The organism is Streptomyces sp. NPDC086519 (genome assembly GCF_040686075.1).
GTDB classification, from domain to species: domain Bacteria; phylum Actinomycetota; class Actinomycetes; order Streptomycetales; family Streptomycetaceae; genus Streptomyces; species Streptomyces shenzhenensis.
Map to the genome: position 1 here is coordinate 78,877 of NZ_JBFBJL010000027.1, position 14,636 is coordinate 93,512.

13 protein-coding genes are annotated in these 14,636 nt (G+C 72.7%); 5 read left to right on the forward strand and 8 right to left on the reverse strand.

Features of this window, described 5'->3' with window-relative positions:
* Nucleotides 1-55 precede the first annotated feature (55 nt).
* A complete protein-coding gene (locus AB0P24_RS25350; protein ID WP_365797663.1) occupies nt 56-1,534 on the forward strand; it encodes a M1 family metallopeptidase in 1,479 nt (492 codons plus the stop codon).
* A gap of 148 nt (nt 1,535-1,682) precedes the next feature.
* Nucleotides 1,683-2,390 carry a MerR family transcriptional regulator gene (locus tag AB0P24_RS25355; protein ID WP_365797748.1) on the forward strand — a complete coding sequence of 236 codons (708 nt, stop codon included), beginning with the start codon at nt 1,683-1,685 and terminating at the stop codon, nt 2,388-2,390.
* Between the two features lie 36 nt (nt 2,391-2,426).
* Here the strand turns inward: AB0P24_RS25355 and AB0P24_RS25360 are convergent, their stop codons facing one another.
* The 4 genes from AB0P24_RS25360 to AB0P24_RS25375 form a co-directional block, all read right to left on the reverse strand.
* Nucleotides 2,427-4,622, reverse strand: a complete 2,196-nt coding sequence (locus tag AB0P24_RS25360; RefSeq protein ID WP_365797665.1) for a 3-hydroxyacyl-CoA dehydrogenase NAD-binding domain-containing protein — start codon at nt 4,620-4,622, stop codon at nt 2,427-2,429.
* Nucleotides 4,623-4,661: 39 nt separating this feature from the next.
* A complete protein-coding gene (locus AB0P24_RS25365) occupies nt 4,662-5,876 on the reverse strand; it encodes an acetyl-CoA C-acetyltransferase (RefSeq protein WP_365797667.1) in 1,215 nt (404 codons plus the stop codon).
* Nucleotides 5,877-5,952: 76 nt separating this feature from the next.
* On the reverse strand, nt 5,953-6,966 hold the full coding sequence (locus AB0P24_RS25370; RefSeq protein WP_365797669.1) for an LLM class F420-dependent oxidoreductase: 1,014 nt from the start codon (nt 6,964-6,966) through the stop codon (nt 5,953-5,955).
* Nucleotides 6,966-8,117 carry a CaiB/BaiF CoA-transferase family protein gene (locus AB0P24_RS25375; RefSeq protein WP_365797671.1) on the reverse strand — a complete coding sequence of 384 codons (1,152 nt, stop codon included), beginning with the start codon at nt 8,115-8,117 and terminating at the stop codon, nt 6,966-6,968. The genes AB0P24_RS25370 and AB0P24_RS25375 overlap by 1 nt, the downstream gene beginning before the upstream one ends.
* Nucleotides 8,118-8,296: 179 nt before the next feature.
* Between AB0P24_RS25375 and AB0P24_RS25380 the strand changes: the two genes are divergently transcribed.
* Nucleotides 8,297-9,475 (forward strand): saccharopine dehydrogenase NADP-binding domain-containing protein, encoded by a 1,179-nt coding sequence (locus AB0P24_RS25380; RefSeq protein WP_365797673.1) that lies wholly within the window; start codon nt 8,297-8,299, stop codon nt 9,473-9,475.
* A 30-nt stretch (nt 9,476-9,505) separates the two neighbouring features.
* On the opposite strand, the gene AB0P24_RS25385 is transcribed toward AB0P24_RS25380, so the two are convergent.
* The 4 genes from AB0P24_RS25385 to AB0P24_RS25400 all read right to left on the reverse strand — a co-directional run bounded on the left by AB0P24_RS25385 (nt 9,506) and on the right by AB0P24_RS25400 (nt 11,984).
* Nucleotides 9,506-9,652 (reverse strand): hypothetical protein, encoded by a 147-nt coding sequence (locus AB0P24_RS25385; RefSeq protein ID WP_365797675.1) that lies wholly within the window; start codon nt 9,650-9,652, stop codon nt 9,506-9,508.
* A 74-nt stretch (nt 9,653-9,726) separates the two neighbouring features.
* Nucleotides 9,727-10,419, reverse strand: a complete 693-nt coding sequence (locus AB0P24_RS25390) for an endonuclease V (protein ID WP_365797677.1) — start codon at nt 10,417-10,419, stop codon at nt 9,727-9,729.
* An 80-nt stretch (nt 10,420-10,499) separates the two neighbouring features.
* Nucleotides 10,500-10,838, reverse strand: a complete 339-nt coding sequence (locus tag AB0P24_RS25395) for a plasmid stabilization protein (protein WP_365797679.1) — start codon at nt 10,836-10,838, stop codon at nt 10,500-10,502.
* 42 nt (nt 10,839-10,880) lie between these two features.
* The gene (locus AB0P24_RS25400; RefSeq protein ID WP_365797681.1) at nt 10,881-11,984 is read right to left on the reverse strand and encodes an oxidoreductase; all 1,104 of its coding nucleotides are present in this window, start codon (nt 11,982-11,984) and stop codon (nt 10,881-10,883) included.
* A gap of 203 nt (nt 11,985-12,187) precedes the next feature.
* Here AB0P24_RS25400 and AB0P24_RS25405 point away from each other — a divergent pair, with 203 nt between their 5' ends.
* Together AB0P24_RS25405 and AB0P24_RS25410 are read left to right on the forward strand one after the other, a co-directional pair.
* A complete protein-coding gene (locus AB0P24_RS25405) occupies nt 12,188-12,604 on the forward strand; it encodes an SsgA family sporulation/cell division regulator (protein ID WP_365797683.1) in 417 nt (138 codons plus the stop codon).
* A 303-nt stretch (nt 12,605-12,907) separates the two neighbouring features.
* The gene (locus AB0P24_RS25410) at nt 12,908-14,545 is read left to right on the forward strand and encodes an ABC-F family ATP-binding cassette domain-containing protein (protein ID WP_365797685.1); all 1,638 of its coding nucleotides are present in this window, start codon (nt 12,908-12,910) and stop codon (nt 14,543-14,545) included.
* Nucleotides 14,546-14,636: the final 91 nt, after the last annotated feature.

A 14,636-nucleotide genomic window follows, 5' to 3' on the forward strand; every position in this document is an offset into this window, starting at 1 on the left:
CCGCCCGCCGGGGTGTGGCGGGTGCGCCTGGGCCCCCTACCGACTTGGAGTTCTCGTGCACCGCAGAATCCTCGCGCCGGCCGCCCTCGCGGCGGCTTCCCTGCTGCTGGCGATCCCGGCATCGGCCGCGAGCTACAGCCCCGGCGCACCGGGCATCGGCGACCCCTACTACCCGTACTACGGCAACGGCGGTTACGACGTCTCCCACTACGACCTCCGGCTGCGGTACCAGCCGGCCGCCGACGAACTGGCCGGTACGGCGACGATCCTGGCGCGCACCACGCAGGACCTGTCCAGCTTCGACCTGGACTTCCTGCTGGACGTGAGCGAGGTGCGGGTCAACGGGGTGAAGGCGGACTTCGCCACGTCCGGCCAGCACGAACTGGTGGTCACGCCCAGGTCGCCGCTGGCGAAGGGCACACCGGTCACCGTCGTCGTCCGCTACAGCGGAGTGCCCTCGACGAAGAGCGCGTACGGCTTCGACACGTGGCACCGCACACCGGACGGCGCGGTCGCGGCGGACGAGCCCGAGTCGGCCTGGTGGTGGTTCCCGAGCAACGACCACCCGCTGGACAAGGCGACCTACGACGTGTCCGTGGCCGTTCCCGACGGCACCCAGGTCATCTCCAACGGCCTGCTCCAGTCGTCGAGTTCGCAGCGCGGCTGGACCCGGTACAACTGGCGGCAGAACAAGCCGCAGGCGACCTATCTGGCCACGCTGGCGGTCGGGAGGTTCGACATCACGACGAGCACCTCCGAGGGGGGCGTTCCGGTCGTCAACGCCTACAGCAAGGACCTCGGTGACAACGACGGGGCGGCGCGGGCGAGCGTGGAACGCACCGGGGAACTCGTCGACTGGCTCTCCGGCTACTTCGGGCCGTATCCCTTCAGCTCGGCCGGCGGCTACGTGCCGAACACCACCACCGGGTACGCGCTGGAGACCCAGACCCGCGTCTACTACAGCCCCAGGCAGTTTGCGAACGGCGCCAACACCTCCGTGGTCGTGCATGAACTGGCGCACCAGTGGTACGGCGACGACGTCTCGCTCAAGGGCTGGAAGGACATCTGGCTCAACGAGGGCTTCGCCCGGTACGCGCAGTGGCTGTGGTCCGAGCACGAGGGCGAGGGCACGGCGCAGGAACTCGCCGACTACGTGTACGCCTCGCATCCGGCCGACGACGCGTTCTGGACGGTGAAGCCGGGGGATCCCGGCCCCGACGACCAGTTCGACATCGCTGTCTACGACCGGGGGGCGCTGGCGGTGCAGGCGCTGCGGAACGCGGTCGGGGACGACGCGTTCTTCGCGATTCTGCGGGGTTGGCCGAAGGAGCACGCGTACGGGAACGCTTCGGTGGCCGACTTCGAGGAGTACGCCGAGAACGTGTCGGGGAAGTCGCTGGCGGGGTTGTTCGACACGTGGCTGTTCCAGCCGACGAAGCCGGCGGCGCCTGCGGGTGTCGCGGTGAAGGCCGTGGGGGATGTCGCGCAGCCCAGGTCCTGGAAGCAGATCGAGGCCACGAACGACGTGCACTAGGCAGGCGGTTGCCGGGGCGCGCGGGTGGGGGCCGCGGGCCGGCCGCGGCCGCTCGCGCCCACGCGGCGGAGCCGCCGGTGCCGCATGCTCGCGCATCCCGCGCACATCCCGGTGTCACAGTGCCGGTGTGACAGCGATACTGCTGCACATGACGACCGACACCGACGGCGGCTCCGGGGAGCCTGCGCTGACCATCGACGAACTGGCCGCGCGGGCCGGCACCACGGTCCGCACGGTCCGCTTCTACGGCACCAAGGGGCTGCTCCCGCCGCCGGTGATCGGTCCGCGGCGGGTGGGCCACTACGGGCGGGACCACCTGGCCCGGCTGGCGCTGATCGAGGAGTTGCAGCACCAGGGCATGACACTGGCGGCGATCGAGCGCTATCTGCGGCGGCTGCCACCCGGCCTGAGCCACCACGACCTGGCCATCCACCGGGCCGCGGTGGCCTCCTGGGCCCCGGACACCGAGGAGACGGTGACGGCCGCGGAGCTGCGGCGGCGGGCCGGGCGGCCGCTGGCCGAGGAGGACATCGAACGGCTCGTCGCCATGGACGTCGTACGGCCCGAGGGTGACGCCTACCGCCTCGACCCCGGCCTGCTCCGGCTCGCCGTACAGCTCCTCGACGTACCGCTGTCCGAGACGGCGATCCTGGCCGCGCGCACGGTCCTGACCGAGCACGCGCGGGCGGCCGCGCGCGAGCTTTCCCAGCTGTTCCGTGCCGAGGTGGCGGATCGGACCGAGGCGGACGTGAAGTCCCTGTCCGCCCACATGCAGCCGCTGGTGGTCCAGGCACTGCTGACGGCCTTCCAGCGGTCGCTCAGCGCGGAGGTCCACCAGTGGCTCGCGGGCCCCTGAGAAGGGCCCGCTCCGCGCACCCGGCTCGGCGTCGGCTCAGCGGCCGTCCGTGAAGGTCTCCCCCCGCTCCGCCTTCGCCACCAGCAGCGCGGGCGGGGTGAACCGCTCGCCGTAGGTGTCGGCGAGTTCACGCGCGCGGGCCACGAAGCCGGGCAGGCCTGCGCCCGCCCCGCCGTAGGCGTCGTAGCCGTTGATGTACTGGAGGACGCCGCCGGTCCAGCCCGGGAAGCCGATACCGAAGAGCGAGCCGATGTTGGCGTCGGCGACCGAGGTGAGGACGCCCTCCTCCAGGAGGCGGACCGTGTCGAGGGCCTCCGCGAAGAGCATCCGCTCCTGCATGTCCCGGAACGGGATCTGGTGCCCGGCCTTGGAGAAGTGCTCGCGCAGGCCGGGCCACAGGGCGGTCCGGCTGCCGTCCTCGGCGTAGTCGTAGAAGCCCGCTCCCCCGCTGCGGCCGGGGCGGCCGAACTCGTCGACCATGCGGTCGATGACCGCCTCGGCGGGGTGCGGGGTCCAGGTGCCGCCGGCCTCCTCGACGGCCCGCCGCGACTCGCGGCGGATCTTCTGGGGCAGGGTGAGGGTCAGCTCATCCATCAGGGAGAGCACCTTGGCCGGGTAGCCGGCCTGGGCCGCCGCCTGCTCGACCGAGGCGGGCTCGATGCCCTCGCCGACCATGGCGACGCCCTCGTTGATGAAGTGGCCGATCACCCGTGAGGTGAAGAAGCCGCGCGAGTCGTTGACCACGATCGGCGTCTTGTTGATCTGCCGGACCAGGTCGAAGGCGCGGGCCAGGGCCTCGTCGCCGGTGCGCTCGCCCTTGATGATCTCGACGAGCGGCATCTTGTCGACGGGCGAGAAGAAGTGCAGGCCGATGAAGTCGCTCTGGCGCTCGACGCCCTCGGCGAGGGCGGTGATGGGGAGCGTGGAGGTGTTGGAGCAGAGCAGGGCGTCGGGGGCGACGACGGACTCGATCTCCTGGAAGACCTTGTGCTTGAGAGCGGTGTCCTCGAAGACGGCCTCGATGACCGCGTCGCAGCCGGCCAGGTCCTGCGGGTCCGCGGTGGGCGTGATCCGCGCGAGCAGCGCGTCCGCCTTCTCCTGGCTGGTACGGCCCTTGGCGACGGCTTTGGCGCAGAGCTTCTCGGAGTAGCCCTTGCCCTTGCGGGCGGCCTCGGCCGAGACGTCCTTGAGGACGACGTCGATGCCCGCGCGGGCGCACGAGTAGGCGATGCCGGCGCCCATCATGCCCGCGCCGAGGACGGCGACCTTGGTGACCTTGCGGGGCTCGACGCCCCGTGGCCGGTTGGCGCCGGAGTTGACGGCCTGGAGGTCGAAGAAGAACGCCTGGATCATGTTCTTCGAGATCTGCCCGGCGGCCAGCTCCACGAAGTAGCGGGCCTCGATGACCTGAGCGGTCTCGAAGTCGACCTGGCTGCCCTCGACGGCGGCGGCGAGGATGCGGCGCGGCGCCGGGTAGGGGGCGTTGTTGGTCTGCTTGCGCAGGGTCGCCGGGAAGGCGGGCAGGTTGGCCGCGAACTTGGGGTTGGCGGGCGTGCCGCCGGGGATCCTGTAGCCCGGCCTGTCCCAGGGCTGCCGGGACTCGGGGTTGGCGTCGATGAACGCGCGGGCCTTGGCCAGCAGCTCTTCGGGGGTCGCGGCCACCTCGTGGACGAGCCCGTTCTCCAGCGCGCGCGTGGCGTTGTACTGGGTGCCCTGGAGAAGGACCTTCAGCAGTGCGTCGGCGATGCCGAGGAGGCGCACGGTGCGGACGACTCCGCCGCCGCCGGGGAGCAGGCCGAGGGTGACCTCGGGGCAGCCGATCTTGGTGCCGGGGGTGTCGAGGGCGACGCGGTGGTGGCAGGCGAGGGTGAGTTCGAAGCCGCCGCCGAGGGCCGCGCCGTTGATCGCCGCGACGACCGGCTTGCCCAGGGTCTCGATGCGGCGCAGATCGCGCTTGACGGCGAGGCCGCCGTCGAAGAGGTCCTGGGCGGTCTCGGGGGTGACCCGGATGAGGTCGCGCAGGTCGCCGCCGGCGAAGAAGGTCTTCTTGGCGGAGGTGAAGACGATCCCGCGGATCGAGTCCTGCTCGGCCTCCAGGCGGTCGGTGACCGCGGCGAGGGAGGCGGCGAAGGCCGCGTTCATGGTGTTGGCGGACTGGTCGGGGTCGTCCAGGACGAGCGTGACGACGCCGGTGTCGTCCTGTTCCCAGCGGATGGTGGTGCTCTCGGTCATGTGAGGGTCTCCGTGAGGTCTCTTGGTTCCGCCGGGGTTTCAGACGCGCTCGACGATGGTGGCGATGCCCATGCCGCCGCCCACGCACAGGGTGGCGAGGCCGTAGCGCTTGTCCTGGCGCTCCAGTTCGTCGACGAGCGAGCCGAGGATCATCGCGCCGGTGGCGCCGAGGGGGTGGCCGAGGGCGATGGCGCCGCCGTTGACGTTGACCTTGTCGAGGGACAGGCCCATGTCCCGCGCGTAGCGAAGGACGACCGCCGCGAACGCCTCGTTGATCTCGACCAGGTCGATGTCGTCGATGGTCAGGCCGGCCTTGGCGAGGGCCTTGCGGGTGGCGGGGGCGGGGCCGGTGAGCATGATGGTCGGCTCGGAGCCGGAGACGGCGGCCGAGACGATCCGCGCGCGCGGGGTGAGGCCGTAGCGCTCGCCGATCTCCTTCGAGCCGATGACGACCAGGGAGGCGCCGTCGACGATGCCGGAGGAGTTGCCCGCGTGGTGGACGTGGTCGATCCGCTCGACCCAGTGGTACTTCTGCAGCGCGACCGCGTCGAAGCCGCCCAGTTCGCCGATGTCGGCGAAGGAGGGCTTCAGCTTGGCGAGCGAGTCGGCGGTGGTGCCGGGACGCGGGTGCTCGTCGTGGTCGAGGACGACCAGGCCCGCGCGGTCCTTCACGGGGACCACGGAACGGTCGAAGCGGCCCTCCTTCCAGGCGGTCGCCGCGCGTTCCTGGGAGAGCGCCGCGTACTCGTCGACGTCCCGCCGGGAGAAGCCCTCGATGGTGGCGATCAGGTCGGCGCCGATGCCCTGCGGCACGAAGTTGACGGCCAGGTTGGTCATCGGGTCGTTGAACCAGGCGCCGCCGTCCGAGGCCATCGGCACCCGGGACATGGACTCGACGCCGCCCGCGAGGACGAGGTCCTCGAAGCCCGAACGGACCTTGGCGGCGGCCATGTTGACGGCCTCCAGACCGGACGCGCAGAAGCGGTTCTCCTGCACGCCGGCGACCGTGTCCGGCAGCCCGGCGGCGATCGCGGCGATCCGGGCGATGTCGGAGCCCTGGTCGCCCACCGGGCCGACGACACCGAGCACGATGTCGTCGATGGCGGCCGGGTCGAGGCCGGGGAAGCGGTCGCGGATCTCGTGGATGAGTCCGACGACCAGGTCGATGGGCTTCGTGCCGTGCAGGGCGCCGTTCGCCTTGCCGCGGCCGCGCGGGGTGCGGATCGCGTCGTACAGGTACGCTTCGGTGCTCACTGACAAGCCTTTCAACGAGGGTTTTCGCGCGGTGGGGGCGGAGCCGGTCTCCGGCCGGCTCGGAGCCAGTTCTTACTCAGAGCCAGTTCTTGACGGTCTCGACCAGGCGGGCCGGGTCCGGGCCGACGGGGGCGATCTCCAGCATGGTCACGCCCGCCTCCCGGAAGGCGGCGATGCGGTCACGGACGTACCCCTCCGGACCGCACAGGGATATGAGCTCGCAGAACTCGTCGGGTACGGCCGCCTCCGCCTCCTTCTTGCGGCCGGCGAGGTACAGCTCCTGGATGAGCCGGGCCTCCTTCTCGTAGCCGTAGGCGACGGCGAGGTCGTTGTAGAAGTTCTTGCCGGGGGCGCCCATGCCGCCGACGTACAGGGCGATCCGGGGGCGGGCCAGGTCGCGGACGGCGGCCGCGTCCTCGCCGATGGCGAGCAGGCCGCCGGCGACGATCTTCAGCTCGCCGAGGGCCGGGTCCCGTCGGGCGGCGCCCTCCGCCAGCGGGGTGCCCCAGACCTGGTGGGCCTTCTCGGGGATGAACAGGGTGGGCAGCCAGCCGTCGGCGATCTCGGCGGTCATCCGGACGTTGGCGGGGCCGAGGGAGGCGACGTAGAGCGGGACGTCGGGGCGGACCGGCTTGGTGAGGATCTTCAGGGGCTTCCCGAGGCCGCCCGGGCGGGGCATGTCGGTGATGCCGTGGTGGTCGATGACCTCGCGGCGCAGGATCCGCCGGGTCAGCTCGATCGTCTCGCGGGTACGGCCGAGGGGCTTGTCGTACGCCTTGCCGTGCCAGCCCTCGACCACCTGCGGGCCGGAGGCGCCGAGTCCGATGATCGCCCGGCCGCCGGAGACCGCGTCGAGGCCGGCGGCCGTCTGGGCGATGAGGGCGGGGGTGCGGGAGTAGACGTTGAGGATCGCGGAGCCGATCTTCATCCGTTCGGTGCGGGCGGCCAGGTAGCCCATGATCGTGGGCGAGTCGAAGCCGTACGCCTCCGCGACCCAGACCGCGTCGAGGCCCGCCGACTCCAGCGCGGCGGCCCGGTCGGCCGCCGCGCGCGGGTCGCCCGCGTACTCGAGGAAGGTCGAGAGCTCCATCAGATGCTGTCCTTGTCGTGGTCGTCGAGGAGTGCCGGTACGTCCCAGTCGCGGGCCACCGCGTCGGTGTCCGCGCCGGGCCGGGCGGGAGGGGTGCGCACGGTCGTGGGGCTCGCGGAGAAGCGCGGGGCGGGGGCCGGCTGGGTGATGCCGCCGTGGTCGGTGAAGGTGCCGCGGGCGGCCAGATGGGGGTGGTGCGGGGCCTCGCGCAGGGAGAGGACGGGGGCCACGCAGGCGTCGGAGCCCTCGAAGACCGCCGTCCACTCGTCCCGGGTGCGGGCCCTGAAGCGGGCGGCGACGCGCTCGCGCAGCTCGCCCCAGCGGGTCCAGTCCTTGCGGGCGTCGGCCAGGTCGTCCAGGCCGCCGAGAAGCCGCAGGAACTCGGCGTAGAACTGCGGCTCCAGGGCGCCGACCGCCATGTGGCCGCCGTCGGCGGTCTCGTAGGTGCCGTAGTAAGGGCAGCCGCCGTCCAGCAGGTTGGCCGCGCGCCGGTCCTGCCAGCCGCCCGCGGCCAGCATGGCGTGGATCATCGCGGAGAGGTGCGCGGTGCCGTCCACGATGGCGGCGTCCACGACCTGGCCGGTGCCGCCCGCGCGCGCGTGGTGCAGGGCGGCGAGGACGCCGACGACGAGGTAGAGGGAGCCGCCCGCGTAGTCGCCGAGCAGGTTGGCGGGGACGGCCGGGGGTTCGTCGGGGCGGCCGATCATGCCGAGGGTGCCGGTGAGGGCGATGTAGGCGATGTCGTGGCCCGCGCGGTGGGCGAGCGGTCCCTCCTGGCCCCAGCCGGTCATCCGGCCGTAGACCAGGCGGGGGTTGCGGGCGCGGCAGTCCTCGGGGCCGACGCCGAGCCGCTCGGCGACGCCGGGGCGGTAGCCCTCGATCAGGACGTCCGCGCGCGCGGCCAGGTCGAGGACGCGGGCGGGGCCGTCCGGGGACTTCAGATCGACCAGCACCGAGCGCTTGTTGCGGTTGGTGACGTCGTACGCCGGGTCGACGCCGAGCCCCGGGCCGCCGGGCCGGTCGACGCGGACCACGTCGGCGCCCAGGTCGGCGAGGAGCATGGCGGCGAAGGGGGCCGGTCCGATGCCGGCCAGCTCGACCACGCGCACGCCGGAGAGCGGGCCGTGTCCTGGCGTCCCTGCCGTGGTCATGCCGCCCCCAGTCATGTGACACAACTGATGTAACACCGATGATGTTAAGAACACGTTCCACTGGGCACAAGAGTGGACGAGCAAGCGCTTAGTCAAGATACCCCGCGGGGGTGCGTCCGCACTCCTCACGCTAGCCTCAGCCACCGACAACGGCGCGGGTTGCACGACCGAGAGGTGTCATGCGCAGGCTGAAGACGACGGACTGTCCCTATGACCTCGTGCTCTTCGGAGCCACCGGCTTCGTCGGCGAGCTCACCGCCGAGTACCTCGCCGCCCACGCGCCGCAAGGCCTGCGCTGGGCCGTCGCGGCCCGGGACGAACGCAGGCTGGAGGCACTGCGCGAGCGGCTGCCGGGCGGCGCCGGGGTCGGGGTGCTGCGCGCCGACGCGGCGGAGCCCGCCACGATCCGCGCCCTCGCCGAGCACGCGCGCGTGGTGGCCTCGACGGTCGGTCCCTACGGCCGTTACGGCGAGAGCCTGGTCGCGGCCTGCGCGGACACCGGCGCCGACTACCTGGACCTGTGCGGCGAGCCGGAGTTCGTGGACCTGATGTACGTCCGGCACGACGCACGCGCGCGTGAGACGGGCGCGCGCCTGGTGCACGCGTGCGGTTTCGACTCGGTCCCGCACGACCTGGGCGCGTACTTCACGGTCCGGCAGCTGCCGGAGGGCGTGCCGCTAACCGTGGACGGGTTCGTGACCGCCGACGCGGCCTTCTCCGGCGGCACCTTCGCCTCCGCGCTGGACCAGTTCGCCCGCCCCCGGCAGATGATCGCCGCCGCGCGCGACCGCGCCCGGCACGAGCCCCGGCTGATAAGCCGCCGGACGAGCGCGCCGACGGGTGTCCCGCGGTTCGCGCCCGAGGTCGGCGCCTGGGCACTGCCGCTGCCCACCATCGACGCCCGGATCGTGCGCCGCTCGGCCAAGGCCCTGGACCGCTACGGCCCCGACTTCCGCTACCGGCACTACGCGGCCGTCAAGCACCTGCCGGTGGCCCTCGGCGGGATCGCGGCCGTCGGCGCGGTCGCCGCGGCCGCCCAGCTGCCGCCCGCCCGGCGCTGGCTGTCGGACCGCCTCAAGCCGGGGGAGGGCCCGGACGCGGAGAAGCGGGCCCGCAGCTGGTTCACGGTCCGGTTCGTCGGTGAGGGCGGCGGACGGCGGGTGTTCACGGAGGTCTCGGGCGGGGATCCGGGCTACGGCGAGACGGCGAAGATGTTCGCCGAGGCCGCCCTCTGCCTCGCCTTCGACGACCTGCCGCCGACGGCCGGCCAGGTCACCACCGCGCAGGCGATGGGCGACGCGCTGACCGAGCGGCTGCGCGCGGCCGGGATCGGTTTCCGGGTGGCGGCCCTCCGCTAGGGCCTGGCCGGGACCCGACCGGAGACTCCGTCAGGACTGCCACTCCAGCACGGTGTAGAGCATCCCGACGATCCAGGCGAACCCCGCCACCACGGCGAGGGCCAGCGCCGCGTTCACGGCGCGCTCGGCGGACCGGGCGGGGTCGGCCGCGGACTTGGGTGCACGGTGTGTCGTCATGCGGGCCAGCCTGCCGTCCGACGGTAACAACGGCATCCGTACTCGTACTCAGAATCGCTACTCAGGGTCGCCGGTCAGGCCTGAGCCTCGCGCAGCGCCCTGCGGCACAGCGCGTCCGCGCGGCGGGTGGTCTCCGGCAGACGGTACTGCGGGGTGAGCGCGAGGGTGTGGGCGCAGGCGTTGTCGAGGCTCACCCGGTGGCCGACGGAGACGAAGACCGGCTTGACGGCGTCCCGGGTGCGCAGGGCGCGGCCGACCTCCTCGGCGCCGGCGAGCAGCGGCGCGTGGCTGCCGCGCGGGGCGCCGGGGTCGTCGTACGCGAAGGCGAAGGGGTTCTTCGCGACTCCGACGGTGGGCAGGCCGGTGAGGACGCCCAGGTGGCTGGCGAGGCCGAAACGGCGCGGGTGGGCGAGGCCGTAGCCGTCGCAGACGACCAGGCCCGGCGGGCAGGGCAGCGCGTCGAGGGCGGCGCGTACGGTCGGGATCTCGCGGAAGGCGAGCAGTCCGGGCACGTACGGGAAGGACACCCGGCCGACGGCGGTCGCCTCCGCGACGACCTCCAGGGTGGCCGCGTCCAGGACGACGGCTGCCGCGGCGACCAGATCGCGCTCGTCGTCGTAGGCCACGTCGACGCCGGTGACATGGCCGGTGCCGGGCGGCGGGCCCGGCTCGTCGAGGACCACCCGCCCCCGCAGCTCGTCCTGTACCGCCAGGGCCTGTTCCTCGGTCGCGGGCCAGCCCGCGGGTGCGCGTACCGTCGTCGTCATGGTGGGCACGAGCGTACGGCGTGCCACGCGCGCGTGCGGGGCCCGTGGGCCCTCACCGCACGCGCGCGTGCCGTGGAGTGTCAGCTCTTCTTGGCGTTGACGGCGCGTTGCAGCTCGGCCTTGTTCATGTGCGAACGCCCTTCGATACCGCGCTGCTTGGCCTCGTTGTACAGCTGGTCCCGGGTCGGGCCCTGGGAGCCCTGCGGGCTGCCCGACCGCTGGCCGCCGCGCTTGCCGGACGACATGTCCTGCGTGGAACTGCGGCTGGCGGACTTGGACTCACCGGACCGGGCGCGTTCCTTGTTGACCGTCCGAGCGGCGATCTCCTCGGCACGGCGCTTGCTCTCGCCCCGGTCGAGCGCGCTCTCCTTGATGTGCTCGTACTGGCGTTCCCGCTTGGGGCTGGATCCGCTGGGCATGGCCGCTCCCTTCTCGGTGTGCGGGGGACGAGTACCCACGGATCAGTTCTCCAGACGTGCCGCCCGTCCCTGCTCGCCGGCCGCCCAGCAGCTCAGGTCCGGCGTGCAGGCCACGGTGTCGTACGAGCCGGTGTCGACGGTCCGCCAGGTGCGGCCGCCGTCGGTGGTCAGGTCGGTGCCGGTGGGACCGACGGCGAGGGCCGTGGTGCGGCTGTGCGGGAGCCAGGCCACGCCGGAGCGGTAGGCGGGGGGCGGGACGGCGGCGGGCCGCCAGCTGCGGCCGCCGTCCGGGGTGACCGCGGCCGCCTGCGGTGAGGCCTGGTCGGGGCGGTAGTCGCCGCCGACCGCGAGGCCGTGGGTGCGGTCCCGGAAGGCGAGGGCGAAGACGCCCTTGGCCGGATCGCCCGCCGGGATCGTGGTGTCGGCGGCGGTCCAGGTCAGGCCGCGGTCGGTGGAGTGCAGCACGCGCGCGTGGGCGCCGCCGCCGGTGGCCAGCCAGGCGTCCTTCGGGCCGGAGGTGACCAGGCACTGGCCGCTCGCCGCGAAGCCCGCCTCGCCGGCCAGGGCGGCCGGCATGCCGTCGTCCGGCAGCACGCGCCACGAACGGCCGCCGTCGCTCGTCGACAGGATGCGGAATCCGCCGTCGACCGGGTCGCTCATGGCGAGGCCGTGGCGGCGGTCGAAGAAGGCCATGCAGTCGTAGAAGGCGGCGGGATCGGTGTTACGGAAGGCCTCCGTCCAGGTCCGGCCGCCGTCGTCGGTGCGGTAGACCCGGGACGCCTCGCCCTCGCCGATGGCCAGCACCACGGCGTGGCGCGCGTCGAACGCCTCGACGTCCCGGAACTGGAGGTCGCCCGCGCCCGGCGGAGAGACGTTCTGCCAGCTCGTCCCGCCGTCCGTGGTGCGCAGCACGGTGCCGCCGGTGCCGGCCAGCCAGGCGGTGTTCCGGTCGACGGCGGCCAGGCCCCGGAACCGCACGTCCGGGGTGCCGGTGTCCTTGACCGCCCAGTGCGGTGCCCGTGCCGTGGCCTGCGCGGAACCGGCGGTCAACGCGGCCAGCGCCGCCGTGCACGCCACCCCCACCGCGACCGCCCGGCCGGTACGCCGGGCCCGTCCTGTACGTCGCGTGCTCCCCAAGCGCCTCATGGCGCGCGAAGCTAGCCGACCGCGACCGCGTCGTCCAGAGGGCCCCACGGCCTCCTGCGACCGGTGAGCCGCGGGTGTGGACAAGCCCGGTGACAGAGGTCACTCGCCCCTCCTGTGCACGGATCGGCCGCTTCTTTCGTCTCTTCCAGTGCCAGGTCTCACACGCCCGGGAATCCGTACCACCGTCACGAGGGAGCAAGGCGTTGTCCACCGTCATCGAGCAGCCCGTAGAGGCTCGCCTGGTCGCCGCGTCACCGCGCATGCCGAGCATTCCCGCCACCCTGTGCTACGACCGCGAGGACCCCTTCGCCGTACGCATGACCTTCCCGGCCCCGGCCACCCTGGAGGGGGTCGACGTCTGCTGGACGTTCTCCCGCGAACTGCTGGCGGCGGGGCTGCACGCGCCCGAGGGCAACGGGGACGTCCGGGTACGGCCGTACGGCTACGACCGGACCGTGCTGGAGTTCCACGCCCCGGAGGGCACCGCCGTCGTCCATGTGCGCACCGGTGAGATACGCCGGTTCCTGGAGGCGACCGACGACCTGGTCCCCACCGGTCTCGAACACCTCCAGCTGGACCTGGACCAGGACCTGGCCGAGCTGATGCGGGACGCCTGCTGACCCGGCGCTCCCGCGCCGGCCGGGCGTGACAGGCGAGGGCGCGCGGTGGTTAATCGCGTTGACACCCCGTGAGACCCCTCCTAGCGTTGACGACGGTTCTGTTGCCGTCGATTGGAGAAGGACGTTGCTCGTCTGAGGTTCTGAGACACCGCGTCACACCTGCGAGGTGTGTCTGTGGCGTTCGGCCTCGGCGTGTGAGCCGTCCTCCCGGCACAGGATCCCTTCCTGCCCCTCTCGGCTTCTGCCTCGCGGTGTCTCGACACGCGTTTGCCCCCCGACACCGCAAGCAACCGCGAGGCGCCCATGTCTGCTTCCGTCACCGTCACCTCCCTGTCCTTCGCCTGGCCCGACGGCTCCCCCGTCTTCGACGGCCTGGACATCTCCTTCGGCCCCGGCCGCACCGGCCTGGTCGGCGTCAACGGATCGGGGAAGTCGACACTTTTGAAGCTCGTCGCCGCCGAGCTCACGCCGGCCGACGGCATCGTGAAAGTGGCCGGCGAGGTCGGCCACCTCCCGCAGAACGTCACGCTCGACACCGCCCTGCGCGTCGAGGAGGCGCTCGGCATCGCCGCCCGGCGGGCCGCGCTGCACGCCATCGAGGCGGGCGACGCGTCCGACCGGCACTTCGAGACGCTCGGCGACGACTGGGACGTCGAGGAGCGTGCCCTGGTCACCCTCGGCGAACTCGGGCTCGGCCACATCGGCCTGGACCGGACCGTCGGCGAGGTGTCCGGTGGCGAGTCGGTGCTGCTGCGGCTGGCCGCGCTGCTCCTTCGGCGGCCGGACGTGCTGCTGCTCGACGAGCCCACCAACAACCTCGACCTGTACGCCCGCAAGCGGCTGTACGCGGCCGTGGCGTCCTGGCCGGGCGTGCTGATCGTGGTCAGCCACGACCGTGAACTCCTCGAACTGGTCGACCAGATCGCCGACCTGCACGCCGGGGAGGTCACCTGGTACGGCGGCAACTTCTCGGCGTACGAGGAGGCCCTCGCCGTCGAACAGGAGGCGGCCGAGCGCATGGTGCGGGTCGCCGAGGCCGATGTCCGCAAGCAGCGGCGCGAACTGTCCGACGCCCAGGTCAAACTGGCCCGCCGCAAGCGGTACGGGCAGAAGATGTTCGAGCAGAAGCGCGAGCCGAAGATCGTCATGGGGGCGCGCAGGCGGGCGGCGCAGGAGTCCGCGGGCAAACACCGCATCATGCACGAGGAACGCCTCGCCGAGGCCAGGGAACGCCTGGACGAGGCGGTGGAGGCGGTCCGCGACGACGACGAGATCCGCGTGGAACTGCCGTACACGGCCGTTCCGCCGGGCCGGAACGTGCTGACGCTGGAGAACCTGGAACTCGCGCACGGCTCGCGGGTGAAGGGGATCCTCGATCTGCGCGGGCCCGAGCGGATCGCGCTGATCGGGCGCAACGGCGCGGGCAAGACGACGCTGTTGCGGACGATCGCCGGGGAGCTGGCGCCGGTCGCGGGCGAGGCGCACGCGCACGTGCCGACGCGTTTCCTGCCGCAGCGGCTGGACGTCCTCGACGAGGAGCTGACCGTCGCCGAGAACGTGGCCCGGTTCGCGCCGGACGCCGGCAACAACCGGATCCGCGCCCGGCTGGCCCGCTTCCTGTTCCGGGGCGCCCGGGCCGACCAGAAGGCGGGGACGCTCTCCGGCGGCGAGCGCTTCCGGGCGGCGCTGGCCGCGCTGCTGCTGGCCGAGCCGGCGCCGCAGCTGCTGATGCTGGACGAGCCGACGAACAACCTCGACATGGCGAGCGTCCGTCAGCTCACCACGGCCCTGGAGTCGTACGCGGGCGCCCTGATCGTGGCCAGTCACGACCTGCCGTTCCTGGAGTCGATCGGGATCACGCGGTGGCTGCTGATGGCGGACGGGGAGCTGACGGGCACGACGCCGGACGAGGTGGCCGGTCTCGGGGAGGGCACAGCCTGACGACAGGGGTTTTGTCGACACGGACCCGCGCTGCATGATGGCGGTCCGGCGCCCCGCAATGGGCGCCGGACCGAACCCCGACCCCGGAGAC